Origin of the sequence: Mycobacterium sp. IDR2000157661 (assembly GCF_022317005.1) — a bacterium.
GTDB lineage: Bacteria > Actinomycetota > Actinomycetes > Mycobacteriales > Mycobacteriaceae > Mycobacterium.
Genome location: NZ_CP081006.1, coordinates 1,760,398 through 1,783,972, shown reverse-complemented (window position 1 = coordinate 1,783,972; position 23,575 = coordinate 1,760,398). Strand labels below are relative to the sequence as shown.

Here is a 23,575-nt window from a genome sequence, read left to right as displayed (position 1 = left end):
CAGATACCCGGGCGCCGTTCGCGTCGCACCCACCGCCGCAGGCGAGCTAGCCGCGCAACTGCCACAGCTTGTTGGCCATCAGCAACTCGAAGTTGTGCACGACGGCCTTCAGCTCTTCGTGGGTGCCGACGAAGCCGGCGTAGAACCCCATGCCCCACATGACGGCCACCAGCATCTCGACCGTCGACGTGACGTCGGTGTCGGTGCTCAGCTCGCCGCGCTTGACGGCGTCGTTGACCGCCCAGGTGACGAACTCGCGGGAGTTCTTCAACGAATCGTGCTCGCCGCCGGCGAGCTCTGGGTGTCGTTGCGACTCGAGCACCGAGGTCACGAGAAACGCTGCACCCGAACGGTCCTCGGAGTCGGCCTGCATCGCAGCGGTGAAGTAGGCCGACAACCGGCTGAGCAGACCGGTCTCGCTCTGCGCCCGCGCCTTACCGGCGCTGACGACCGCGGCGTTGGTCTGCTCGACGACCTCTCGCCACAACACCTGCTTGCTGGCGAAGTAGTGGTTGATCGCGGGACGGGTCAGGTCGGCCCGGATGGCGATCGCCTGGAACGTGGCGGCGTCGTAGCCGAGTTCGCTGAAGACCTCGCGGGCCGCTCCTATGATGCGCTCCCGCGTCTCGGCAGCCTTCGCTGCGGGGGGACGACCCGGACCTCTACTCGCCGTATGCGGCACGGTCAAATTGTGCCACACGTCACGGGAGTTGTTTTACACCAGTTCGCCGGGCGGACTCGTGCTGCGTTCGGTGCGAATGATCAGGCGATTCCTTAGGGATTTCCCGGTAGAGAACAGTAGTTGAAAAGAACTAAGGTGCCGTCCCATGGCGAGCGTCGTATCGCGTGAGGCCTACTTCGAGACGGGCCTCGACGTCCTTTCCGACCGCGGCTACGGCGGCCTGAAACTCGCCGAGGTGTGCAACCGCCTCGGCGTCACGACCGGGTCGTTCTACCACTACTTTCCGAACTGGCCCGCCTACACCCAGGACCTCGTCGCGCACTGGATGCACGACCGCACCGTGCGGGTGATCGAGGGCCTGCGGGCCGAGCCCGATCCGCACCGCAGAATCGACGCGCTGATCGCGAGCGGCCTGGAGTTGCCGTTCCGGGCCGAGGCGGCGATCCGCGTGTGGAGTTCGGTGGACTCACACGTCTACGCCGTGCAGACCGCCGTCGACCAGCAGCGCTTCGACATCATGTACGAGTCCGCGTTCGAGATTCTAAAAGACCGACGGCAGGCCCAGTTGTTCGCCGCGTGGGGGTTGTACCTGCTGGTGGGCTACGAGCAGGCGACCCTGCCGCTCGACGTCGCCGGCCTGCGCTGGATCGCCGGGCAGCTGAGGTACGCCCTCGAAACGGGTCGGTTCGCTTCGGTTCCCGACGGTGAGTAGCGCGGGCAGCGAGGTCGAGGACGCACCACCGGTCGAGCACGTCGTCGCGCTCCTGCGCGAACGTCTCTACGGGGCCATCTCCTGTCTGGCCACCCTGGCGGTGTTGGCGCGCTACACGACGGCGGACACCAGCGCATGGGCACGCATGGTGGATGTCGCGATCGCCGCCGGTGGCCTCTGGACGGCCAGCCTGCTCGCGGACTGGCTGGCGCACCTTTCGGTGCACGGCGCCGCCCCCCGCGGGCGCGACCTGTGGCGGCTCCTGCAGTCGTCCGGTCAGATCCTGCAGGCAGCCTTCGTGCCCGTCGTGGTGCTGGCGGTGGCCGGATTCGCCGACCTCAACACCTACACCGCTACCTGGGTCGCGATGTGGATTCTCGTCGCCGAGCTGGGCGGAATCACGCTGCTCGCGGTGCGGCGCACCGAGTTGCCCTGGTGGCAGCAGACTCTCGCGATCGTCATCCTGGCGGGGATCGGCGCGCTTGTGCTCGTCGTCAAGATGCTGGCGCACTGAGATGGCCCGGCTGTGGCGCCGCGCCGCCGACCGGCTCCGGCAGCGCGACCCTGAGTTCGACGCGCTGCGCCGCGCGGTACGTGCGGCCGTCGTGCTTCCCGTCGCCGCCGCAGTGAGCTTCGCGGTCGCGGGCGACTCCCAGACGCCGCTGTTCACCATCTTCGGCTCCGTGGCGCTGCTCATCCTGGTGGACTTCCCCGGCAACCGGCCTGCCCGCGCACTGGCGTACTGCGGGCTGGCCGTGAACGGGTTCGTGCTCATCGCGCTCGGGACGCTGGTGTCGCCGCATCCGGTTCTCAGCGTCGCGGTGATGTTGGTCCTCGGAGTCGTGGTGACGTTCTGCGGAGTGCTGAGCGAGGTCGTCGCGGCCGGACAGCGCGCCACGCTGCTGACCTTTGTGTTGCCGGTCTGCACGCCGGTCGGATCCATTCCCGATCGGCTCCTGGGCTGGGCGATCGCGTTGGCGGTCTGCGTGCCCGCGGCGTTGTTCGTGCTGCCGCCCCGCCATCACGACGAACTGCGCAATGACGCTGCCCGCGTGTGTAATCGGCTGGCGGACTGTCTGGCGGGCACGGCGACCGCCCGCGACGCCACCCGTGCGATGAACCGCCTGTGGGCCACATTTCTCAACGCCGACTTCCGGCCCGTCGCGCTGACGGCCGGAAGCCGAGCCCTCGTCCGCGTGGTCGACGATCTGGGATGGTTGGCCGACCGCATCACCGACGACACCGGCCGCCTGCTCGGCGACATGCGCGATCCGCTGATCCGGGTGCTGAGCGATTCCGCTGCGGTGCTGCGGATCTCGGACCGCTCGGCGCGCAGCGTACGCAGTGCCGACCTCACCGTCGCGCTGACCGAGTTGCGCGCCATCGCCCAGGGCCGCTACCGCGAGGACATCCTCGAGATCCTCGCCTCGCCCGACGACGCCGACGCCGTCGCGGTCGGCGCCAAGCTACTGGGCCGGCGCACCTTCTCGGCGACCGTCGGCGTCACCGGCCGGATCATCCGCAACGCCGCGGCCGCCGACGCGCGGCCGGTGTGGGCCCGCGTGCTGGGCCGTCAGCTGCCGCAGACCGGAACCGCCGAGTGGGTGATGCCCGAGACGACAGCAGTGGCGGCCATCACCCGCGGCTTCGTTGCGACCCGTGCCGTCGTGTTGCGCAACAGCATTCGTACCGGGCTCGGGCTGGCCTCGGCCGTCGCGGTCACGCACCTGTTTCCCCTGCAGCACGGTTTCTGGGTGGTGCTGGGCGCGATGTCGGTGCTGCGCAGTAGCGCGCTCACCACCGGCACGCGGGTGGTACGTGCGGTCGCAGGCACGATGCTCGGCTTCCTCATCGGGGTGGTGCTGATCGAACTGGTCGGGGTGGACCCGATCGTGATGTGGATCCTGTTGCCGCTGGTCGCGTTCGGTTCCGCCTTCGTACCGGAGGTCGGGTCGTTCATCGCCGGCCAGGCCGCGTTCACCATGATGGTGCTGATCATCTTCAACCTCATCGTGCCGACCGGGTGGAGCGTCGGGCTGATACGCGTGGAGGACGTCGCCGTCGGCGCGCTGGTCGGCGTCATGGTGTCGGTCCTGTTGTGGCCAAGGGGGGCGACATCGCGGGTGTCGGAGACCATCGACGACGCATTCGCCGTCGGCGCGACGTTCCTGCGGGCGGCCGTGCTGCGCGTCACCCGGGGCGCATCCGAGGAAGCGACCAATCGGGTGATCGCGCTGAGCCACGACGCTTTACAGGCCTCGCGCACGGCCGACGACGCGGTGCGGCAGTTCCTCTCGGAGAGCGGTGGACCGACCGACGTCCGGGCGCCCGTGGTGCGCGCCGCCAACCGGGCGATCCGGTTGCGGGCCGCGGCGGAGTTGATCGCCGACGTCGTGCCGCCACCGCTCGGCACCTATCCGCGCACGCGGGCCGTTCTCGAAGCTCACGCGAATTTCGTGTGCGACCAAGTCACCGGCGAGGGCTCCGGCTCACCGCGGCCGATCAACAGCGACCTGGTCCTGGCCCTGAGGGGCGAGGCCGCCGATGACGACCTGGCGGTGCCTGCGGCGCTCCCGCTGGTGACCGTCGCCGCTCACCTGGGTGAGCTGGAACTGCTGTACCCGAAGGCCGCCACCGCCGAGGGCGTCAGGGGCGGTGCGGCATGAGCGCGTTCGGCGGGATGGTGCCGAACCGTCCCGCCTGGTAGTCCTCGAGCGCCTGGACCAGCTCCGGCCTGCTGTTCATCACGAACGGCCCGTACTGGAACACCGGCTCACGGATCGGCCGCCCGCCGAGGAGCAGCACCTCGAGAGCAGACCGGTGGCTGTCCTGCCGCGGCTCGGCGGTGACGGCGATCCGGTCGCCGGACCCGAGCACGGCCAGCTGGCCCTGCCGGATCGGGCGCTGACCGACCGTTCCTCGCCCGGACAGGACGTAGACCAGCGCGTTGAAGTCACGATTCCACGGCAGGTCGAGCCGGGCGCCGGGCTGAACGGTCGTATGCGCCAACGTGATCGGCGTGTGTGTGGCACCCGGGCCCCTCTGACCGTCGATGTCGCCCGCGATGACGCGAAGCAGCGCGCCGCCGTCGCGGGACGACACCAGCTTCACCTGGTCGCCTTCGATGGCCTGGTAGCGCGGCGCGGCGAACTTGTCCTTCCGGGGCAGGTTGACCCACAACTGGACACCGTGGAACAGCCCACCGCTGGCGACCAGTTCGGCAGGCGGGGTCTCGATGTGCAGGATGCCGGAGCCCGCTGTCATCCATTGCGTGGCGCCGTCGGTGATCAAGCCGCCGCCACCGTGGGAGTCCTGGTGCGCGAATCGACCGTCGATCATGTAGGTGACGGTCTCGAATCCACGGTGCGGGTGCCAGTCGGTGCCTCTGGGCTCCCCTGGTTCGTATTCGACCTCACCCATCTGGTCCATGTGCACGAAGGGGTCGAGGTCGGCGGCGGGCACCCCGGCGAAGGCACGCACCACCGGAAAGCCCTCGCCCTCGAAACCGCGGGGACCGGTGGTGATGGACCGAACGGGCCGCTCGGTGTCGGTCGCGACGGGTGCCGGGATGCGGGGCAGGGTCATGGTGTCGGCGGTGATGGCTGGCATGCTCCAGTCAACCGGACTCCGGTCCGATTTGTTCCGTCGCGCCTGTGGATGACTTTCACCCGTGTCGGCGGTCGCCGGTACTCTTTCGTACATGCGTTCGAATAACGCGGTCGACGTCCTCACCGCGATGGAAGACACCTATAGGAAGGTCGCGGCTCTGCGGCTGGAGAAATTGTCGCGGACGGAGCTCTACGCGCTGCTGGAAGGACTGCAGAAGCTGGACCGGCAGCGCGCGGCGCTCGACCGCAGGCTGGTCGGGCGGCTGCTCGCCGAAGGCGGTCCGTCGGCCAGAGACGTGGCCCGGCGCCTGCGCATCTCTCCCGGCGAGGCCGAACGACGGATGGCGGCCGTTCGCTCATGAATCGGACCGTCGACGCCGTCTACGACGAGTTGGAGGCCGCGTTGGTGAAGGTGGCCGAGTTGTCCTACGACTCGCTGTCGCCGGCTGAGGTGTTGGCTGTGTTGGCCCGTCGTGAGCGGCTTTTCGGTGCGTTGCCTGCGGTCGATCATGTGTTGATCGGTCAGCTGGCCGCCGATGCGGTGCCCCATGAGGTGGGCGCCGCTTCGTGGCCGGATGCATTGGCCTCCGCGTTGCGGATCTCGACGAAGGAGGCCAACCGGCGGGTCGCCTCGGCGCAGGTGCTGGGGCCGCGGCGGGCATTGACCGGTGAGCCGTTGGCGCCGGTGTTGGAGCGCACCGCGGCCGCACAGGCCCGCGGGGAGTTGGGCGCCGAGCACGTGGCGATCATCGAGAAGTTCTTCACCAAACTGCCGGGCCACGTCGACTATCAGGCCCGCGACTTGGCCGAGGCAGACCTGGCCACGGTGGGCGCCGGGCTGCGCCCCGAGCACCTCACCAAGGTCGCCGACCGGTTGATGCTGCTGCTCGATGAGGACGGTCCGATGCCCAACGACAAGGAGCGGGCGCGGCGTCGGTTCTTCACCGTCGGCGCGCAGGGCAGCGATGGGATGAGCAAGGTTCACGGGCTGCTCGACCCGCAGGCGCGCGCGACGCTGGATGCGGTTCTGGCCAAGCTCGCCGCGCCCGGGATGTGCAATCCGGCCGACGAAAACCCCTGCGTCGAGGGCGAACCCAGCCAGGCGCACCAGGCCGGCGATACCCGCACCACCGGCCAGCGCAACCACGACGCGTTGACCGCGATGGGCCGGGCGCTGCTGGCCTCAGGAGAGCTGGGCCAGCACAACGGACTGCCGAGCACCATTGTCGTGACGACGACGCTCAAGGAGTTGGAGTCGGCCGCGGGCTTCGCCGTCACCGGCGGCGGCACCCTGTTGCCGATGGCCGATCTGATCGCCATGGCTGCCACCAGCCACCACTATCTGGTGGTCTATGAGAACCACCGCGAGGTGCCGATGTATCTCGGACGCGCCAAGCGGCTGGCCACGCCGGCACAGCGCCTGGTGCTCTATTCGCGCGACCGCGGCTGCACCAGACCTGGTTGCACCGCGTCGGCCTACCGGGCTCAGGTGCATCACGCGGCCAAGGACTGGGCCGACGACGGCCAAACCAACATCGACGAGCTCACGCTGGCGTGCGGGCCGGACAACCGGCTGGTCGAAAAGGGCGGCTGGCGCACCCGCATCCGTCCCGACGGCCGCATCGAGTGGCTGCCGCCGCCGGCGATGGACACCGGACAGGACCGGGTCAACAACTACCACCGCCCCGAGAAGTACCTGCTCCCCGAAGAAGACCAGGGCCCGTGACGGTCAGTTCGCCTTGCGCTTCAACGTCCACGCCGGAATCCAGTGCGTCACGGCCCTGCGGCGGGCGCCGTACGCGATCTCGTAGGTGACCAGGCCCCACCAGTAGCCCTGCTCGCATAATCCCCAGCAGCTGAGCCGGCCCTCGACGATCGCGTGCATCTGCAGGCCGGCCGGGTTGTAGCCGCCTGCGCAGTGCGGCTCCCGGGGAAAGACGGCGGCCAGGTCGACGAGCACGGTGATCGGCGGATCGACGCGGCGGAAGGCTTGCTGCACCGGCTGACCGTTGTACCCGATCCCCTTCAGCTCGCCCATCGTTCGATCATACGTTCGATCCAGGTAGCACGAATCCGAACGGCCGCGGGTAGCCCATCCCGCGGATGCGGGCGTTGCGGACGCTGCCCGCGTCGACGATCCGAACCTCACCGGACGACGGCTCATAGCACTCGAAGCCGGCGTCCTCGGCGCCGACGATCAGCACCCAGTGCCGCGGGATGAACCGGCCGAGCAGCATCGCCACCGGCCACGCCTCGGCGACCACCGCGTCCACATCCGCCAGCCGGTCGCGGCGTCCGCGGAACAGCCGCCACCGATACCGTCGGCCGAACAGCTCGCTGTGCGCGGTGAGCGCTCGCGCCATGGCCCACGGTGTCGTGCCCAGCCGGCGCGGCCAGATCCGGTTCACTTCGGCGTGCACCCGGGCCTGCTCGGCAGCGAACCACGACGGTCCGGACAGGGGGTCGCTCAGCGCCGCGCGCCATCGCGGGTCCAGAAGTGCACCGGCGACCACCGCGACGGTCGGGCCACACGTAACCCCGTCGCGCTGCCGCAAGCCGGCGAGTTTCATCGACGCTCAGTGTCGTCGACAGCGCGATCACTGCCAACCGACGATCAATTTCTGCCACCGGAATTAAAGCCTCGGCCACCCGGGTTTACAAGATCAGCTGCAGCTACGAACCGCGACAAACGCCACGGTTCACAACCGGAAACGCAAGAAAGAAGAAGGCTGCATCATGAAGAAGTTCGGGATCGCTACTGTCGCCGCTAGTGCCTTGGCCGCCGCTGTCGTCGGGCTGGCCGCACCGGTTCAGGCCGCACCGTCCGGGCCGGGCAACGCCCAGCAGACGATCAGCGAGCTTCAGTCGCAGGGCTACACCGTGATCGTCAACCGAATCGGAAACGCCCCGCTGAACGAGGCGACCGTCGTCGCGGTCCGCTCCGGTCAGACCTACACCCAGACCGACAGCCTCGGCGTCGGCGACAACCTCACCACCCGGGTCACCAACAAGACGGTCTACGTCGACGTGAAGTAGCCCCGGTTGCGGCGAGTCCCCGGATGCTCCGGCGTCCGGGGGCTCGTCCAATTCAGCGAACAAGTGTTTCGATACGCCCGTTGGCGGCTAATGCATAACCGTGTCCTTCGACATCACGCCCACCGCAGCCCAACACGACCTCGCCCAGCGCACGCACGAGTTCGCCGAGCAGTGCATCCGGCCCGTGGCGCTCGAGTACGACCAGCGGCAGGAGTTCCCGTGGCCGGTCCTCGAGGAAGCGGCAGTCCGGGGTTTCTACAGTCCGCTGTTCTACCGCGACCTCATCGGCGACCCGACCGGCCTGTCGCTGCCGATGTTCATGGAAGAGCTGTTCTGGGGCTGCGCGGGCATCGGTCTGGCGATCGTGATGCCGGCCCTGGCGCTGTCGGCGATCGGCCAGGCAGCCTCACCGGAGCAGATGCTCGAATGGGCGCCCGAATGCTTCGGCACACCGGGCGATCTCAAGCTCGCCGCGCTCGCCATCTCCGAGCCCGAGGGCGGCAGCGACGTGCGCAACCTGCGCACCACCGCCCGCCGTGACGGCGACGACTGGATCATCAACGGGCACAAGATGTGGATCGGCAACGGCGGCATCGCCAACGTGCATGTGGTCAACGCCGTCGTCGACCAGGAACTCGGCCATAAGGGTCAGGCGCTGTTCATCGTGCCCGGCGGCACACCCGGCCTCGAGATGGTGCGCAAGCTCGACAAGCTCGGCTGCCGCGCGTCGCACACCGCCGAACTGAAGTTCAACGACGTCCGTATCCCGGGTGCGAACCTGCTGGGCGGCCAGGAGAAGCTCGAGTACAAGCTCGGCAAGGCCCGAGAGGCGATCGAGGGCGGCAAGCACTCCGGTTCGGCGACCATGGGCACCTTCGAGCAGACCCGGCCGATGGTCGCCGCGCAGGCCCTGGGTATAGCGAGGGCCGCGCTGGAGTACGCCACGGAGTACGCCAACCGCCGCGAGGCCTTCGGCGCGCCGATCATCGACAATCAGGGCATCGCGTTTCCGCTCGCAGACCTGGCCACCGGGCTCGACGGGGCGCGCCTGCTCACCTGGCGGGCGTCGTGGATGGCCGCCACCGGGGTTCCTTTCGAACGCGGCGAGGGATCGATGTCGAAGCTGGCCGCCAGTGAGATCGCCGTACGCGCAACCGAGCGGGCGATCCAGACGATGGGCGGCTGGGGTTACATCACCGACCATCCTGTGGAGAAGTGGTATCGCGACGCCAAGCTCTACACCATCTTCGAAGGCACCAGCGAGATTCAGCGCGTGGTGATATCGAATGCACTGGGTGCGGCCGACGGCAAGCCGCCGCTGCACTTCGATCTCGAGCCGACCGGTGGTCCGATCAACCGAACGTTCGGCCGCGGCACCCCGCTGCGGGGGCGCGCCGCCGATGCCGCGCTCTCGGCCAAAGATCGCGTTCCTGCCCCGATAATGCGGTTGGCGATGAACGTGTTGCGCCCGCCTCGCAAGTAAGGACCAGCAGCGATGGCCGTCCGAATGAGGGACCTATTCAGCGGCAGCGTCGACGCGCTGCGCTTCGAACCCACCGCCAAACGCATCCGCGTGTGCCTGTCCGGAGACGCGGTCGTCCAGACCGAGGAGGCGCTGCTGGTCTGGGAACCGCGGCGCATCGTGCCGGCCTACGCGTTACCGATCGCGGCGATGCAGAACCACCTGGTGCCCGCGGGCGCGGAGTCCGGTGACGACGACGTCGACCGTCCCGGCGCCGACCGCGCCGTGCTGGACCCTACGGTGCCGTTCGGCGCCCACACGGCGGCGGGCACCGAATTCGACGTCATCGCAGGCGAATACACAGCGGCCGCGGCGGCGTTTCGGCCCGAGGACCCCGACCTCGCCGACTACGTCGTCCTCGACTTCGACAGCTTCGAGTGGCGCGAAGAGGACGAGCCGATCCTCAGCCACCCGCGGGATCCGTTCAAGCGGATCGACGTCCTGGCCAGCAGCCGCCACGTCCGCATCGAAGTCGACGACACCCTGCTGGCCGAGTCGTCGCGGCCCATGCTGTTGTTCGAGACGATGCTGCCGGTGCGGTTCTATCTTCCCCGCGAGGACGTCAAAGTTCGACTGCAGCACAGCGACACTGTCAGCTTCTGCGCGTACAAGGGGCGGGCGTCGTACTTCTCGGTTCCCGACGGGCCGCGCGACGTGGCGTGGACGTACCACGAACCGCTGCATGACGGCGAACCGGTGCGCGATCGCATCTGCTTCTTCGACGAGCGGGTCGACGTCACCGTCAACGGGGTGCCGCGGGACCGTCCGGTCACGCCCTTCAGTTAGAACCGCAGGTTGCGCAGCAGGTCGTAGACGCCGGCGATCCACAGCAACAGCGGGATGACCGCGGCGATCGCCGCGCCGTCGAGCAGCTCCAGAATCCGCTTGGTCACCGGTGACACCCGCCGCACGCGCGAGGTGGCGCCGACGATGATCACCGCGACGATGCCCGCGGCCACATAGCCGGCGATCACCAACCACGCGCGGTCCGGATCCCACAGGCACAGCTTGACCATCACACCGGTCGGGATCGCCACGGCGGCGGCCAACAGCGCCCATGCGCACCAACGTTCGGCGTAGAGCCGCGACCGGAAGCCGCAGATCGAAGTGACCAGCCCGGCGACGATCATCGTGTGCACGAAGAAGTGGCCCTGCATTACCACGGCGATCGCGCCTGCGGCCAGGATCAGCGCGCCGGCGGCGAGGAAGCCGATGAGCAGTCGCTTGGCCAACTGGCTGCGTTCATGCAACCGCGCCGCGGACTCCGGGACGGATGCGATGATCGCCTGCCAGGTCGGCGACTCTTCGTCGGCGCCCGGGGTGGCGACGGGGTCGAGCAGTTCATCGTTGGCCACCGTCTCACCCGGTGCCGGAATCGGCGGCAGCGCGATGCGCGCGACCGCGACGGTCAGCTTGGCCGCGTTGGTGACGACGATCAGGCCGAACGCGATGGCCCCCGCTGGCACCCAGTATTGCCAGCCGTACCCGTACGCGATCGCCGCCGCCGCCGCGCCGATCGCCGCCACCGCGACGAACGACGCGACCTCGGCCCTGCGCCGCGGGCCGCCCCGCGTGGCCAACGTCAGCAGCAACACCACCGCCGCGGCGCCCGCGATCTGCGGCGCCCCCAACGAGTCGACGCCGCGGGGCAACGGGACCGCCAGCGCGACGGCCCCGGCCAGCACGGGGACCGACGCCACCAGCACGCTCTCCGCCATGTCGAGGTCCTGGTAGCGATTGGTGGCCAGCGCGCTGGCGCCGAGCAGTCCCAGCCCCAGCACACCGAGCACCACCGCCCACCACCAACTGTGCCCGGCCCGCGTCCACGCCAGCAGCGCCATCACCGTGACGGCGGCGGCTACCAGCGGAATCGTCAGTGCCACAAAGCGATTCAATGCCGTGCGGTCGAACTCCGGGGACTCGTCGAGCACGGCGATCGCGTCGATGACGTCCTCGACGAGCGGGCGGTACCGCTCGGTGCGGCTGACCGAGACCAGCGTCAGCAGCGATCCGTCGACCACACCCGCGTCATCGAGCGACTCGGTGGCCTTCAGCGGCGGTGCGCCCGGCCTGGCGAACACCCACTCACCCTGCGCCGAGAAATCGAACCCGGCGAGCACGTCCTTCGGGGTGTCGGAGAGCAGATCGGCCAGCACCGAGACGGTTTCGTCGATGTAGGTGTCGATCGGCGCCGCCGCAGGCAGCACCAGGTCGGTCATTCGCCGACCGGTGAGGATGGTGACCCGGGTGGTCGACGGCCGGCCCGGCGTGACGCTCGACGTGGCCGGCGCGGCGGTGGTGGACGTCACCGACGTTCGAGCCTGTCGAAGTCGTCGGACAGCGCCGCGGCCAACTCGATCGTGCGCCGCTTGAACGCCTTGCCGAGCAGTTCCAGTTGAATCTCGGTGCCTGCCGCGATGTGCTTGTCGTACGGCAGCACGACCACCCGCCCCGGCGGCACGTGCCGCTCGAACTGCGCGACCAGGTCGTCGACGTCGATGTTCGGCTTGCCGGGGACGACGTGGTTGATCACCACGCAGGACCGGCCGAGCAGGTCCTGATATCCGTTGTGGCGCAACCAGTCCATCGTCAGCGCAGCCTGGCGCGCCCCGTCGATCGACGCGCTGGCGACGATCACCAGCCCCGACACGGTCGACAGCACACCACGGGCCGCGGGCTGGAACAGCCCAGCGCCGCAGTCGGCCAGCACGAGGTTGTAGTAGCGCGACACGATGTTGGTCACGCCCTTCCAGTCCTCATCGTTGAACTCCCGGCGCGCGCCGCTGTAGTCCTCGGACGACAGCACCTCGAGGTTGGCGGAGTTCATGCTGGTGTAAGCGCGAATGTCGTTGTAACGCGCCAGTTCCTTGTCCGCTAGCAGGTCAGAGATCGTCGCCGCCGATTGGCGTCCCGCCCGGTCGGCGAGGTTGCCGCCATCGGGGTCGGCGTCCACAGCCAGGATCCGGTCGCCACGCACCCTGCTCAGCGCGGAACCGAGGGCGACGGTCAACGCCGTCTTGCCGACACCGCCCTTGAGGCCGAAGACGCCGATCTGATACGAGTCGCGGGCGTTCCGGCGGATCCGGGTGTTCAACTCCATCTCGTAGAGCTCGTCCGGCGAGAGACCCAGGTTGATCCGCGTCAGCACGTAGAGCAGGTGGCGCCAGCCCCGCTGCGAGGGCATCTTGACCGCCGACTTGACCCCGACGTGCGACAGCGCGTCGATCGCGCGGTGGTTGCCGATGGTGGCCGCCGAAGTGGCCGGAGTCGAAGCCGAGCGGAACCCGCCGTCGGACGGCGGGTCGGCGAAATGCTGGCTCGGGGCGGGAGCCGGTGCGGGCCGGGGCGCCGGCGTGGGCGCCAAACGCGGCTGCTCGAACCTGGCGCCCGCCGGGCCGCCGGACTGCGGCGTACGCAACATCGAATTCGGTTGTCGCTGCGGCATTGTCGAACGCGTCGGCGGTATCTGCGCGGTGACCTCGGTCTGCCGCGGCGGAGGCGCCGACGCGGCCTTGGTCTGTCCCGGCCCAGAGGTGGCTGCGGGGCTGACGGGCATAGGAGGTGGGGCGGCCTCGCCACCGTGGCCGCCAGAGGGCATCGGCGCCGCTGCCCGCGTGCCCGCGGAGTCGCGGTCGGTGTCGTCGGCGGTTTGCACGCCGTCACCGGTGCCGTGGAAAAGCCGGTCATAGTCGGCCGACATGGGTACCTCTCAGAGTTGTCTGGAACGCCGGGCGCACGAGGTGGGCGAGGCAGCCCGAGGAGCGGACCCGCCCACCTGCGTGCAGCGGCGTGTTATGCGAACATCCCGGTGACGCCGGCTTCGGTCTGGGCCATGGTGGCGCCGGCCTCGCTGATCGTCTGCGCCAGGTTCTGCAGCGCCGCGTTGAGCTCGGCGGAGGTGCTGTCCCAACGCATCTGGACGGCCTGGTAGGCCTCCGAGCCGCTGCCACCCCACACCGCGGCGAGCGCCGCGAGCGAAGCCTTGCCCTCGTCGAGCAGTCCGGCGGTCTGGCCGACTGCGCCCTGGATCTCGCTAGCTCCGCCTTCGATGCCTGCGAAGTTCCATACCTGTTCCGTCATGAGTTTCTCCGTTCTGTGGGGTCTGGTTACTGGTTGAACATCACGCTGGCAAGCGCGGAGGACTGGTCCTCGTCGGTCGCGGTGTACTGGACGCCCGAGGTGTGGATGTTGGCCGAGATGTCGTTCAGCTCCTGGATCTGACGAGCCGCGGCCTCCTGGTAGCGCACCAGGGCAGCTTGCGCCGCGGTACCGGCCTGGCCGACCATCTGGCCGGCGAGTGCCCCCGCGGTGGCCTCGACGTGCGAGATGACGCCCTTGAGCTCTGCGGAGATCCGCTCGAAGTTGGCTGCCTCCTTGGCGAGGACAGCGGCATCGGTATTCATCTGTGCCATGCTGGATTTCTCTCTCTCTTTTCCTGTGTCCTCACCACATTGATCTCTTCAATGGCGAGTCTTTCCGGCCGTGGGGCCGGGAAGTCCTGTGGGCGTTCACCAGTCGTCGTCGTCCTCGTTTTCGCCCAGATCCTGAGGCAGCACTGACGGCGCAGTCAGCCCCTGTCTGCTCCCGCCGCTCACGCCGCGCTGGCCCATCGCATGCGCCGGGCCCATGCCGCCTGCACCCGCGCCGACGGGTGCCAGGCCACCGGTCGTGGCGCCCGCGGCCGCACCCGGTGCCACGGCGACCGGTTTGGTGTCGCCGATCAGCCCGGCCATCAGCGGTGTGCGCGCCGCCGTTCCGCCCGCACCGGGCAACGAGGCCGCTCGCACCAGACCGGCGCCCGCACCAGCGCCGGTTCCACCCGCGAGTGGGTGGTTCGAAAGCGGACTGGCGCCGATCAGACCCATCTGCGCCTTCTCGCCACCGAGGCTGCCCAGCTGGCCGAACATCGACGTGACCTGCTGCAGCGGCTGGGCCAGCTGCTGCATCGGCTGCGTGACCAGCTGCATGCCCTGCTGCGGCAATTGCGCCACGGTCGACCCCAGTTGCGACGCCATCTGCACGCCCATCTGCATGCCCTGCTGCATCTGGTGCGGAGCCGGCTGGCCGGCGTTCTGCGTGCGTTGCGCCTGCTCCTCGGCGTGCACCGCCATCTGGTTGGCCTGCGCCACCGCGCGGCCGGTCTGCAGGCCCGCGGACTCGACCGTCGCCTGGGCGCCGACGTGGGCGATCGCCGCATTGCGCATCGCCGCGCCGGGTGCCCCCGCGACCGCCTGGCCGAGCGCCGCCGCCGCGGCGCCCTCGCCGACACCGGGGATGACGATCGGCTTGGGCGGCATGATGGGCTCGAACATGATGTTCATGGCCGTCTCGGCTTGATACACGTCCATCGCGCCTGCGGCCTGGTTCCACATCCGCTCGAAGTAATCGAACTCGTTGATCCCGATGGGCACGGTGTTGATGCCGAGGAAGTTGGTGGCATGCAGTACCGCACGGGTGACGTGGTTGGCCGCTATCTCCGGCAGCGGTGGCGTAGTGGCCATGGCCAGGCTGTAGGAGTTCGCCTGCGCCACTGCCTGCAGCGCCCGCTTCTGGGCCTGCGCCGACACCGTGCGCAGCCAGGCCACCATCGGCATCGTCGAGGCAACGGCGCGCTCGCTTGCCGAACCGCTCCACACCGACGTCAGGGAAGCCAGACTGGCGGCCAGCTCGTCGGCCTGGGTCTCGAGTGAGATCGCCAGGGCCTCCCAGCCGGCAGCGGCCTGAAGCATCGGCGCCGCACCGGCGCCGGCCATCAGCCGCGCAGTATTCAATTCTGGCGGCATGGCATGCCAGAACATCGTCTAGTTCTTCCTCGGTCGAGTCAGTGAGGTCGTCGAGTGACGTGGCGGTTGAGTAACCGTCAGAAAGTGGCGGCGTTGGCGCCGTCGACCGCCGTGTAGATGCCGGCGATCTCCATATAGGACGCGCCCGCCCGGGCAAGCTCCTGCTGGGCGAAGGTGTTCATCGCGAGGGTCTCCACGCCCTGCGCGGCGAAGGCCAGCGCCGCCTGGGCCGACACCTCGTCAGCACCGGCCGGCACCAGCGCGGTCACCTCGGCCGTGGCCACCGTGCCCGCTGCCAGCCCGCGCATACCGTTCGCGACCACTTGTGCGCCGACTCCAGCCGCCCCCGGATTGTGGGTCATAGGTTGCATTGCGATGTCTCCTTGTTTGCAGAAATAGGCATGGCGTATTCACTTATTGGCACTTCTGCACAGTTCTACGCCTTTAGGGAGCTTCGGAATCGTCCCCCGACCCCTTTGCTGGCGTCCGCAGTCAGGTTTGCTGACGCGCGTGGTTACATCTTAACGGCCCTCCGGAGGTGCTCAATGCACTTCTTCTTCCGGTGGATCCACATAGGCGGCCTGAATGACCTCCTTTCCCTCGGGTGAGACCAGAAACGCCTGGCCAGGAGGCCGTCGCTTGAGTTTGATCTCGCTGGACGGGAACTCCTGCTTCTCGCCGGAGAGGAACAGCGTCGGCGACCCGGCCCCGTAGGCGGCGCCCACGAACTTGTCCATGGTGGCCCGGTGGGCTTGGCTCATCTGGCACGTCACGATGATGTGCAGCCCGATGTCGGCGGCGGCGGGCAGCAGCGGAAACAGCGGGGCCATCGGCGGGACGACTCCGCTCGCCGCCACGATCATGTGCCAGTCGTCGACGAGCAGAACCACGTCGGGCCCGCTCCACCACGACCGGGCGCGCAACTGCGCGGTGGTCAGGTCGGCAGGCGGCAGACGCTTCTTGAGGTTGATGGCCAGCGCTTTGATGGCCTCTTCCAGGGTCGCGTTGTTGCGGTTGACCGCTCCCGCGGCGAGCAGGTGGCCCTGAGGCACCGCATCGAGCAACCCGGACCGGTAGTCGGCCAGCATGAAGCGCACCTGCTCGGGGCTGTTGCGCAGGCAGATGGCCTCCGCCACCGCGTGGGCGATCCGTGTCTTGCCGGACTTGGGGGCTCCGAAGATCAGCAGATGCGGGGTCATGTGCATGGGGTTGTAGGCCACCGACAGGTCGGACTCGCGCACTCCGAGCGGCACCGTCCAGCGCGTGCGGTAGTCGGAGTCCGGGCCGGGTGGGTGCGGATCGAGGTCATGCAGGTAGATCCGTTCGGGCAGAACACGCACCCGTGGCGCCTGCTCGGTGGTCTGCGCCGAGATGGCCTCCACGGCCTCGGACATCGCAGTGACCAGGTTGTCGGCGCTGTGCACACCGTCGAGGCGGGGCACTCCCATCATCAGGTGGTGCTTCTCCATCGACACCGCGCGGCCGGGACGGTCCGTCGGTATGTCGCGAGTCATCCGGTCGATCTGGGTCTCGTTGACGTCACCGAGCCGGAACTCGACCTTGGTACCGAGGTAGTCGCGCACGCGTGACTTCAGCTCGGTCCAGCGCGGGGTGGAGATGACCGTGTGCACCCCGAACGCCAGGCCCTGGCCCGCGAGGTCCTGCACGACCGCTTCGAGGTCACCGAATTCGGCGACGAACGCCGGCCAGCCGTCGATCACCAGGAAAACGTCCCCGAACGGGTCGGCCGCTGCCGGATGAGCCGGGTCCTCACGCATCTGCCGGTAGGCCGCCATCGAGCCCACCCGGTAGTGCTTGAACATCGCTTCACGTTGACGCAGAACGGCTTTCATTTCCGCGACCACACGGTTCACCCGGTCGGGCTCGGACCGGGTCGCGACGCCGCCGACGTGCGGCAGATCCTCCAGATACATCAGGCCGCCACCGCCGAGGTCGACGCAGTAGAACTGGACCTGCCGGGGAGTGTGCGACGCGGCGGCCGAGAGGATCAGCGTCTGCAGGAATGTCGACTTGCCGGTCTGCGGCGCCCCGCCCACCGCGATGTTGCCGCTGGCCGCGGAGACGTCGATGCCCCACACCTCCTGCCGGTGCCGACGCGGCTCGTCCATGATGCCGAGCCCGAAACGCAGCGCACGGCGCTGGAGGTCGCGTTCGATGAGTTCGTCGACCGGGGTGGGATCGGCCAACGGCGGCAACCACATCCGGTAGGCCCTGGTCTCGCCGGTGGTCAGCTGGTCGAGGACCACCTCGCGCAGCACGCGCTGATCCGGCTCGAGGCTCGTCACGGGGTCACCGCCGCCGTGTCCATGATCGGCGCAGCGGTGAACTGGTGTACCCGCAGCCGCGCCTGCCCGTTGCTTCGCGGCGTGACCTCACCGTCGTCCTGTTGTCGCGCGGTGGGAACATAGGGGACCCCGGTGTAGACGCTCTGGAACTTGACCGGATCCTCCATGCCGACGCGCAGGAACCCGACGCCGCTCTCTTTGTTGTTGATGTACTGCGCCTCAGGCGTTCCGATCACCGCCTTGGACTCGGCCGAGCTGGTGGTGCGCAGCGCGATCCGGTAGGTGAGGTTGGGCTCGAGCTTGTCGATGCGCACTCCGCCGGTGTTGAGCGACTGGGTGGCCAGCAGCAGGTGCACGCGCAGCGACCGGCCGACGCGGCAGATGCGGTCGAACAGACCGATGAAGTCGGGGTGGTTCTGCAGCAGTTCGGCGAACTCGTCGACGACCACGAAAAGTGTTGGCAGCGGCGGCAGGTCGGCGCCGCGTTCGCGATGCTTCTCGTACTCGGCGACACCGGACAGCGCGCCGGCCGCGCCGACCTGCATACCCGCCTGACGCAGGATCGACTGCCTGCGATCCAACTCGCCGGACAGCACCTCGCCCATCCGGCTGACGAGTTCGGCTTCCTCTTCCATGTTGGTGACGACCGCGGCGGTGTGCGGCAACTTCTCCATGCCCAGGAACGTCGACCCACCCTTGAAGTCTGTCAGCAGGAGGTTCACCTGATCGGGATGGTGGGTGGCCGCCAGTGACAGGATCAGCGTGCGCAGGAACTCCGACTTGCCGGAACCCGTTGTGCCGATGAGCATCCCGTGGGGGCCCGCGCCGAACTCGGCGCCCTCCTTGATGTCGAGGTGCATGATGTCGCCGGTCTTGAGCTCATGGCCGAACGGGATGCGCAGCCGGTCGCGGTCGGTGTCGCTGAACATTCGCCAACGCGCCGGGGTGACCTCCTCGGTCGAGGCAGCGCCGACGAGTTGGTGCCACTCGGTGGCGACCTTCTTCTGCACGCGCACGCTCTTGTCGATGATCGTGCCGGTGATGGACCAGCCGGCCAGCTTGCGTGCGACGCGGGCGGCCTGCGCGGGCGTCATCTGGTCGGTGTCCGAAGTGAGCGGCCGGAAGGTCTGGTTGGGCAGCCGGTCATCGGCGGTGCCGTCGGCGTCGACGCGGATCCGGTAGGCCGATCCGCGGTGATTGCCCAGGGTGATGACCGTGACGCCGGCCCGCCCGTCGACCGGGAATCCGGCTTTGCCGCCGGTCAGGTCGACGACCACGACATAGGGTCCGCTCGGCGCCGCGTCGGCGGTGTGTGGCCCGCGGGCGGTCAGGTCGCTCAGCCCGTCGGGCCGGGTGAACACCAACCGGGTCGGTCCAGCGGCGTCGGTGTCGGTCTGGTGTGCGACGTGCGGCAGCCACTTCAGCCACGCCCAGTCCTGGTCCTCGGGGTTGTCGGTCAGCACCCGGATCTGCAACAGGTCCGGCGGGTGGAACACCGCCAGATGACAGATCATGGCGCGCAGCAGGGCGGCCGCGCCGGCTGGGTCGCCGCCGATCGCGACGGTGGGAAAGGTCCGCAGCTGCAACAGTTTCGGGCAGTCATGGATCAGGCCGTGGGTACGCAGGAACTTCGTCACCCACATGTGGCTGACCGGTTCCAGGTGCGGTTGCGGCGCACCCTGCGGGCCGGCCAACTCCCCGCCGACCGCCGGCTTCAGCAGGCGGTCGACCGCCGGTTCGGTGCCGAGGCCGATCCGCACCGCTGCGTAGAAGTCGGTGTTCACCGGCCTCGACCACTGCCGGTTGGTGCCGACCAGCGACAGCAGATCGCCCGGATGGGGAGCGTGGTAGTTGAAGAACGCCACCTGCGCTGCCGCCGACGCGGTGACGCGGGTTCGCAGGCCGGCCAGGTAGCGCAGGTACTCCTTGCGGTCGGCATTGATCTCCGGCACCCGCTTGCCGCCGGGCCCGCCACCGGCCATGAAGCCGACGGTGGCCATCACCATCATCAGCGGCATCATCAGCATGTACGGCGAGAGTTGCCGGATGCCGGTGAAGATCATGATCGCGATCATCCCGATCATGCCGCCGCCCATGACCCACGGCAGGGCCTTCTGGATGCCCGACGGCGGGATCTCGACACCGAGATCCTCGGGCGGTGCGACGTTGATATCACCCGGGGTCAGCCGTGGTCCACGCTTGATGATCGGGGTGAACTTCTTGGTCGTCATCCGCCGCCTCCGGTGTTCGCCGTCGCCGGTTGCGCACCGTTGTCGGGACCACCGAGCTTGCGCGGGTTGGGATTCGTGGGCAGGGAGTCGTGCTCGATGAGCGCGGCCTGCTTGGACAGCACCGGTCCGTCGACCAGCAGGCTGACCACTTGCCAGGGAGCGGTCACCGGCGCACTCAGGCCGAGCGTGTTGCCGGTCTCCTCGGTGGGCAACCCGTACCGCACGCCCTGCGGGTCGATGTAGTACAGGCTCTCGCCGTACCGGGGGTCCGGTGACTGCAACCGGATGTACTGGCCGCCGTCGATGTAAACCGTTGCATCACCACCGATCTGGCTGATACCGGTGTTCATCGCCGACGACGCGATCGGCAGGTGGCGGCCGGTGATGACCGTGGTCTTCGGCGACTGGTCGCCGGGCTCGCGCTGCCAGGCCCAGCAGAGCGTCGGCGCGTCCTCGCGCAGCAGGATCTCCAGCGGCTTGTCGGGCAGCGGCGAGGCGAAGACCTGCTCGGGGATCCTGGCGACGACGCTGGCCTCCACGGCCGGCGGCGTGATGAGGCCGTAGGAGTTGGTGGCCCGCAACGCCGCGGCGGTCGTGTCGTTGATCCGGGCGACACCGTCGGGCAGCACGACGAAGTGCTGTTCACCGTCCTCTGTGAGGGCGGTGAACACCGCACCGATCACCAGGTTCGGCGGCAGACCAACCGTGTTGGGCTCACCTGCGCGCGGGAGTTCGGGCAGCCGCCACGGCCCCGCATTCGGCAGGGCGTTGAACAGCCCCTCCGAGATCGGCGTGGCTCGCGCGGTGACCGGAACGCCGACCGCCGAGGTGACCGCCCGGTCGGCGAGATCGATGTCGTGCCTTCCGGTTTCGGTGATCAGCCAGCTCTCGCCCTCGTAGGACACCAGTACCCCCTGGTCCGGGCGTATCGCGCCGACCGAGGCGTCGGTCTGCACCGGCCGCACGATGACCGACGTCGACAGGCTGGGGGCTACGCTCTCGGGCTTGGTGACCGTGTCGCACAGTGTCCACTGCGAGTTGGCGCTACCGACCGGGGTGGCATAGGGCGCGCCGGGGATGCCGATCGGCTGACCCTTCGGCATCCGGTTCAGTTCGTCGGATTTCACGGCGACCGGCGTGCCCGCGTTGCCGAGCACAAGTCGGGCCGAGGTCAGGTTGTACACCGGGCGCAGCTGACCGGTCCCTGGGAGGATCACGTACAGTTGATTGGTGCTGCGGTCGACGAGAAGGGTGTCGCCGCCGCGCTTCCCGAGCGGCTTGAAGTAGGCCAGCAGGGCGGCCCCGAGGCAGATCAGCACCGCGATGATGACGCCGGCGAACACCGCGCGGCTGTAGAACTGCAGTGGGTCGTCGAACATGCGGGTGTCCCGGCGCACGATCGCGTGCTCGACGCGCCGCAGCAGGAAGCGCCAACCGCTGACCTGCACCTTGGTGGTGAGCCGGAAACTCGCCATGCCGCTATTCGCCGATGCTCAGACGCCCGTGCACCGCTGTGATCGCCGCGGCCATGTCCTCGCCGTTGATCTCGCTGAGCTGCTCGACACCGAGGCTCTCGAAATCCAGTGACCGGGCCAGCCGCATGTCGCGGTTCTGCTCACCGGCCTCGACCAGCTGCCGTGCGTAACGGCCGTTGCCCGCGATGTCCAGCGCCGGCTTTCCGCCCAGCGCCCGTTCACCCAGCAGCGTCGCGGCTTCCAACACCTGCTTGGCGGCCTCGTCGGCGAGCGTCGAATCATTCGCCCTGGCAATCACTTCGGCGATCTCCACGATCTCATCCGGGGTGTAGGAGTCGAACTCGATGCGGGTGGCGAACCGCGACCGCAGACCATCGTTGGATTCCAGCAGCCGGTCGATGTCGGCACTGTAGCCGGCGATGATGACCACCAGGCGGTCGCGGTCGTTCTCCATCCGGGCAAGCAGCGTGTCCAGCGCCTCGGTGCCGAACGGGTCGGCGCGGCCGTCGCGCTCCTGGACCAGGGTGTAGGCCTCGTCGATGAACAGCACCCCGCCCAGCGCCCGGTCGATCGTGCGGCTGGTCTTGACCGCCGACTGGCCCTCGTACTCGGCGACGAAGTCCTTGCGGGACGACTCGACGAGCTTGGGTTCGCCGATCACTCCGAGGCCGGCCAGGATTCCGGCCACCACCCGGGCGATGGTGGTCTTACCCGTGCCGGGCGGACCGGCGAAGATCATGTGCTTGGAGGCCTGGGCGACCTTCATGCCGCGGGCCGCGCGGATCTTGGCCATCTGCGTCGCCGCCCGATACGCCTCGATCTGCTCCTTGACGCGGGTCAGGCCGATCTGACGGTCCAGCTCGGCCTGCGCCTCGGCCAGCAGCTTGTCGCGCGCGGAGGTGTCGGCCTCGACGCTCGTCGGGTCCCACGGGTCCCTGCGGGAGGCGATCTTCTCCCCGGTGGTCGTCACCAGTCGGTACCCTGGATCTTTCAGGGCCGCAGCGACTTTCGGCGACGGATGGGTGGCTTGCAGCCACTCCAGCAGGGCGACGGCGGCGTCTTCGTTGCCCTGGCTGCGGCGTGTCATGGCCAGGAACCACGCGATGGCGGGCGCACACGCCTCGCCTGCGGGTGAGGAGTTGGATTCGGTCAGCCGCCGCTCGGCTTCGGTGAACAGCCCCAGGTTCGCCGCCGCCGTCCCATGCGCGACCCCGGCCGCCGCGGCCAGGAACTTGTCGGGCCAACCTCCGGCGCCGCGCACCTGGTCGATGACGTCGGTCCAGCGCTGCGCGGCGGCGTAGATGACCGCCTTGACCCACGACACCAGGTGTTCGGCGCCTGCGGCCGGAGCGGTCTCGAGCGCCTCCATTGCATCGGCGTAGTTGCCGACCGACGCCTCGTGCACCGCGAACCCCATAGTGATGGCCAGCGGCGAGTTGACCGGGTAGGTGATGTCACCGAATTGCCCGCCGATCGGCACCCTGGCGCCAAGGCTGTTCATCGAGATCTCGGCGGCACCGGCGAGCTGACCGAAGTTGGCGCGCGAATACCAGGCGCGAAAAAGGGTCACCCGGTCGGTGTCGCCACACCGGATCCGGCCCACCCACGCATCGCATGCTGATTCATCGAGATCGGTGATCTCGCTGAAGATCTCGAACGAGCGGGCCGGGGTGCTGGGCAGCATGCCGACCGCACTGCCGAACAGGCTGGCGAGGTGCTCAGTCATGGTCACCCGGATATCTTGCCGAGAACACCCGCGCCCGCTCGGCCTGGGCCTCCTCGGGGCTGGGCAGTTCGAGATCGCGGCGCAGGAAGTCCCGGGTCGCGGCGTCGTCGTGGCCACGCTCGCGCATGCCCTCGAGCACGAGGGTGTACTGGGCCGCTTTCGCCTCCTGTGCCGCCAGCCCCGCGACCACCACGATCTCGGCCGCCAAGTCCCGCTCCGTCAACTCCGCCGCCCGCGGTGACAGGTCGATCCGCTCGACGCGGCCGTCCCGCGACGCTGTCACGGTGACCGAACCGGGCGGGTTCGTCACGGTGAAGCCGGCCGGCGGGGGTTCGTCCTGATGGGTCGGCGCGAAGATCTCCATCGCGGCCAGATCCGAGCCGCCCGGTGGCTCCTCGGCGGCGGAGAAGTCGAGCGCGGCGGTCAGGTCGTCGCGCTCGTCGTCGAGATCGTGGGGACCGGTGTCAGCCACGGCGCCACGCCCTCCGCACGCC

At 68.8% G+C, this 23,575-nt stretch carries 23 protein-coding genes; 8 read left to right on the top strand and 15 right to left on the bottom strand.

Going from position 1 to position 23,575, the window contains the following annotated elements:
- Positions 1-46: 46 nt before the first annotated feature.
- Complete coding sequence (locus tag K3G64_RS09575) at positions 47-682, bottom strand: TetR/AcrR family transcriptional regulator (RefSeq protein WP_238949377.1); 636 nt, start codon at positions 680-682, stop codon at positions 47-49.
- 145 nt (positions 683-827) lie between these two features.
- Here K3G64_RS09575 and K3G64_RS09570 point away from each other — a divergent pair, with 145 nt between their 5' ends.
- From K3G64_RS09570 to K3G64_RS09560, 3 genes are read left to right on the top strand one after another with little or no spacing between them, the layout of a single operon-like run.
- On the top strand, positions 828-1,394 hold the full coding sequence (locus K3G64_RS09570; protein ID WP_238949375.1) for a TetR/AcrR family transcriptional regulator: 567 nt from the start codon (positions 828-830) through the stop codon (positions 1,392-1,394).
- Positions 1,387-1,908: a hypothetical protein gene (locus K3G64_RS09565; RefSeq protein WP_238949374.1), complete on the top strand. Its 522-nt coding sequence runs from the start codon at positions 1,387-1,389 to the stop codon at positions 1,906-1,908. Before K3G64_RS09570 ends, K3G64_RS09565 begins: the two co-directional genes overlap by 8 nt.
- Position 1,909: 1 nt before the next feature.
- A complete protein-coding gene (locus K3G64_RS09560; RefSeq protein WP_238949372.1) occupies positions 1,910-4,060 on the top strand; it encodes an FUSC family protein in 2,151 nt (716 codons plus the stop codon).
- Here the strand turns inward: K3G64_RS09560 and K3G64_RS09555 are convergent.
- On the bottom strand, positions 4,041-5,003 hold the full coding sequence (locus K3G64_RS09555) for a pirin family protein (RefSeq protein ID WP_238949371.1): 963 nt from the start codon (positions 5,001-5,003) through the stop codon (positions 4,041-4,043). The genes K3G64_RS09560 and K3G64_RS09555 overlap by 20 nt on opposite strands.
- A 91-nt stretch (positions 5,004-5,094) precedes the next feature.
- On the opposite strand from K3G64_RS09555, the gene K3G64_RS09550 reads away from it, so the two are divergent.
- Both K3G64_RS09550 and K3G64_RS09545 read left to right on the top strand, forming a co-directional pair.
- Positions 5,095-5,364, top strand: coding sequence for a hypothetical protein (locus K3G64_RS09550; RefSeq protein ID WP_238949370.1), 270 nt, complete (start codon positions 5,095-5,097; stop codon positions 5,362-5,364).
- Positions 5,361-6,728 (top strand): HNH endonuclease signature motif containing protein, encoded by a 1,368-nt coding sequence (locus K3G64_RS09545; protein ID WP_238949369.1) that lies wholly within the window; start codon positions 5,361-5,363, stop codon positions 6,726-6,728. The genes K3G64_RS09550 and K3G64_RS09545 overlap by 4 nt, the downstream gene beginning before the upstream one ends.
- A 3-nt stretch (positions 6,729-6,731) precedes the next feature.
- Here K3G64_RS09545 and K3G64_RS09540 read toward each other — a convergent pair whose 3' ends face one another.
- Both K3G64_RS09540 and K3G64_RS09535 read right to left on the bottom strand, forming a co-directional pair.
- Positions 6,732-7,040, bottom strand: coding sequence for a hypothetical protein (locus K3G64_RS09540; protein WP_238949368.1), 309 nt, complete (start codon positions 7,038-7,040; stop codon positions 6,732-6,734).
- Positions 7,041-7,047: 7 nt separating this feature from the next.
- A complete protein-coding gene (locus K3G64_RS09535; RefSeq protein ID WP_238949367.1) occupies positions 7,048-7,572 on the bottom strand; it encodes a hypothetical protein in 525 nt (174 codons plus the stop codon).
- 166 nt (positions 7,573-7,738) lie between these two features.
- Here K3G64_RS09535 and K3G64_RS09530 point away from each other — a divergent pair, with 166 nt between their 5' ends.
- The 3 genes from K3G64_RS09530 (at position 7,739) to K3G64_RS09520 (ending at position 10,346) form a co-directional block, all read left to right on the top strand.
- Complete coding sequence (locus K3G64_RS09530; RefSeq protein ID WP_238949366.1) at positions 7,739-8,038, top strand: hypothetical protein; 300 nt, start codon at positions 7,739-7,741, stop codon at positions 8,036-8,038.
- A gap of 100 nt (positions 8,039-8,138) precedes the next feature.
- Positions 8,139-9,521 carry an acyl-CoA dehydrogenase family protein gene (locus K3G64_RS09525; protein WP_238949365.1) on the top strand — a complete coding sequence of 461 codons (1,383 nt, stop codon included), beginning with the start codon at positions 8,139-8,141 and terminating at the stop codon, positions 9,519-9,521.
- A gap of 12 nt (positions 9,522-9,533) precedes the next feature.
- Positions 9,534-10,346, top strand: coding sequence for a DUF427 domain-containing protein (locus K3G64_RS09520; RefSeq protein ID WP_238949364.1), 813 nt, complete (start codon positions 9,534-9,536; stop codon positions 10,344-10,346).
- Here K3G64_RS09520 and eccD read toward each other — a convergent pair.
- From eccD to K3G64_RS09465, 11 genes are all read right to left on the bottom strand, one after another.
- Complete coding sequence (gene eccD / locus K3G64_RS09515; RefSeq protein ID WP_238949363.1) at positions 10,343-11,869, bottom strand: type VII secretion integral membrane protein EccD; 1,527 nt, start codon at positions 11,867-11,869, stop codon at positions 10,343-10,345. The genes K3G64_RS09520 and eccD overlap by 4 nt on opposite strands.
- Complete coding sequence (locus K3G64_RS09510) at positions 11,866-13,260, bottom strand: MinD/ParA family ATP-binding protein (RefSeq protein ID WP_238949362.1); 1,395 nt, start codon at positions 13,258-13,260, stop codon at positions 11,866-11,868. Before K3G64_RS09510 ends, eccD begins: the two co-directional genes overlap by 4 nt.
- A gap of 92 nt (positions 13,261-13,352) precedes the next feature.
- A complete protein-coding gene (locus K3G64_RS09505; protein WP_238949360.1) occupies positions 13,353-13,640 on the bottom strand; it encodes a WXG100 family type VII secretion target in 288 nt (95 codons plus the stop codon).
- Positions 13,641-13,666: 26 nt separating this feature from the next.
- Positions 13,667-13,972, bottom strand: a complete 306-nt coding sequence (locus K3G64_RS09500) for a WXG100 family type VII secretion target (RefSeq protein ID WP_238949358.1) — start codon at positions 13,970-13,972, stop codon at positions 13,667-13,669.
- Positions 13,973-14,068: 96 nt separating this feature from the next.
- Positions 14,069-15,358, bottom strand: coding sequence for a PPE family protein (locus K3G64_RS09495; RefSeq protein WP_238949356.1), 1,290 nt, complete (start codon positions 15,356-15,358; stop codon positions 14,069-14,071).
- 62 nt (positions 15,359-15,420) lie between these two features.
- Positions 15,421-15,714 (bottom strand): PE family protein, encoded by a 294-nt coding sequence (locus K3G64_RS09490; RefSeq protein ID WP_238949354.1) that lies wholly within the window; start codon positions 15,712-15,714, stop codon positions 15,421-15,423.
- A 171-nt stretch (positions 15,715-15,885) separates the two neighbouring features.
- Entirely contained in the window at positions 15,886-17,649 is a 1,764-nt protein-coding gene (eccCb, locus tag K3G64_RS09485; RefSeq protein ID WP_238949352.1) for a type VII secretion protein EccCb, read from the bottom strand.
- Positions 17,646-19,880, bottom strand: a complete 2,235-nt coding sequence (gene eccCa / locus K3G64_RS09480) for a type VII secretion protein EccCa (RefSeq protein ID WP_238949350.1) — start codon at positions 19,878-19,880, stop codon at positions 17,646-17,648. Before eccCa ends, eccCb begins: the two co-directional genes overlap by 4 nt.
- Positions 19,877-21,355 (bottom strand): type VII secretion protein EccB, encoded by a 1,479-nt coding sequence (eccB, locus tag K3G64_RS09475; RefSeq protein WP_238949348.1) that lies wholly within the window; start codon positions 21,353-21,355, stop codon positions 19,877-19,879. Before eccB ends, eccCa begins: the two co-directional genes overlap by 4 nt.
- A gap of 4 nt (positions 21,356-21,359) precedes the next feature.
- Positions 21,360-23,081 (bottom strand): type VII secretion AAA-ATPase EccA, encoded by a 1,722-nt coding sequence (gene eccA, locus K3G64_RS09470; protein WP_238950561.1) that lies wholly within the window; start codon positions 23,079-23,081, stop codon positions 21,360-21,362.
- Complete coding sequence (locus K3G64_RS09465) at positions 23,074-23,553, bottom strand: YbaB/EbfC family DNA-binding protein (RefSeq protein WP_238949344.1); 480 nt, start codon at positions 23,551-23,553, stop codon at positions 23,074-23,076. The genes eccA and K3G64_RS09465 overlap by 8 nt, the downstream gene beginning before the upstream one ends.
- Positions 23,554-23,575: the final 22 nt, after the last annotated feature.

What these genes read in the sequence shown, in the direction of transcription:
- K3G64_RS09520 (WP_238949364.1), top strand. Translation starts at nt 9,534, where the DNA reads ATGGCCGTCCGAATGAGGGACCTATTCAGCGGCAGCGTCGACGCGCTG.
- K3G64_RS09545 (WP_238949369.1), top strand. Translation starts at nt 5,361, where the DNA reads ATGAATCGGACCGTCGACGCCGTCTACGACGAGTTGGAGGCCGCGTTG.
- K3G64_RS09490 (WP_238949354.1), bottom strand. Translation starts at nt 15,714, where the DNA reads ATGCAACCTATGACCCACAATCCGGGGGCGGCTGGAGTCGGCGCACAA.
- K3G64_RS09495 (WP_238949356.1), bottom strand. Translation starts at nt 15,358, where the DNA reads ATGTTCTGGCATGCCATGCCGCCAGAATTGAATACTGCGCGGCTGATG.
- K3G64_RS09570 (WP_238949375.1), top strand. Translation starts at nt 828, where the DNA reads ATGGCGAGCGTCGTATCGCGTGAGGCCTACTTCGAGACGGGCCTCGAC.
- K3G64_RS09550 (WP_238949370.1), top strand. Translation starts at nt 5,095, where the DNA reads ATGCGTTCGAATAACGCGGTCGACGTCCTCACCGCGATGGAAGACACC.
- K3G64_RS09535 (WP_238949367.1), bottom strand. Translation starts at nt 7,572, where the DNA reads ATGAAACTCGCCGGCTTGCGGCAGCGCGACGGGGTTACGTGTGGCCCG.
- K3G64_RS09530 (WP_238949366.1), top strand. Translation starts at nt 7,739, where the DNA reads ATGAAGAAGTTCGGGATCGCTACTGTCGCCGCTAGTGCCTTGGCCGCC.
- eccB (WP_238949348.1), bottom strand. Translation starts at nt 21,355, where the DNA reads ATGGCGAGTTTCCGGCTCACCACCAAGGTGCAGGTCAGCGGTTGGCGC.
- K3G64_RS09540 (WP_238949368.1), bottom strand. Translation starts at nt 7,040, where the DNA reads ATGGGCGAGCTGAAGGGGATCGGGTACAACGGTCAGCCGGTGCAGCAA.
- K3G64_RS09555 (WP_238949371.1), bottom strand. Translation starts at nt 5,003, where the DNA reads ATGCCAGCCATCACCGCCGACACCATGACCCTGCCCCGCATCCCGGCA.
- K3G64_RS09500 (WP_238949358.1), bottom strand. Translation starts at nt 13,972, where the DNA reads ATGGCACAGATGAATACCGATGCCGCTGTCCTCGCCAAGGAGGCAGCC.
- K3G64_RS09560 (WP_238949372.1), top strand. Translation starts at nt 1,910, where the DNA reads ATGGCCCGGCTGTGGCGCCGCGCCGCCGACCGGCTCCGGCAGCGCGAC.
- K3G64_RS09510 (WP_238949362.1), bottom strand. Translation starts at nt 13,260, where the DNA reads ATGTCGGCCGACTATGACCGGCTTTTCCACGGCACCGGTGACGGCGTG.
- K3G64_RS09505 (WP_238949360.1), bottom strand. Translation starts at nt 13,640, where the DNA reads ATGACGGAACAGGTATGGAACTTCGCAGGCATCGAAGGCGGAGCTAGC.
- eccA (WP_238950561.1), bottom strand. Translation starts at nt 23,081, where the DNA reads ATGACTGAGCACCTCGCCAGCCTGTTCGGCAGTGCGGTCGGCATGCTG.
- eccCa (WP_238949350.1), bottom strand. Translation starts at nt 19,880, where the DNA reads ATGACGACCAAGAAGTTCACCCCGATCATCAAGCGTGGACCACGGCTG.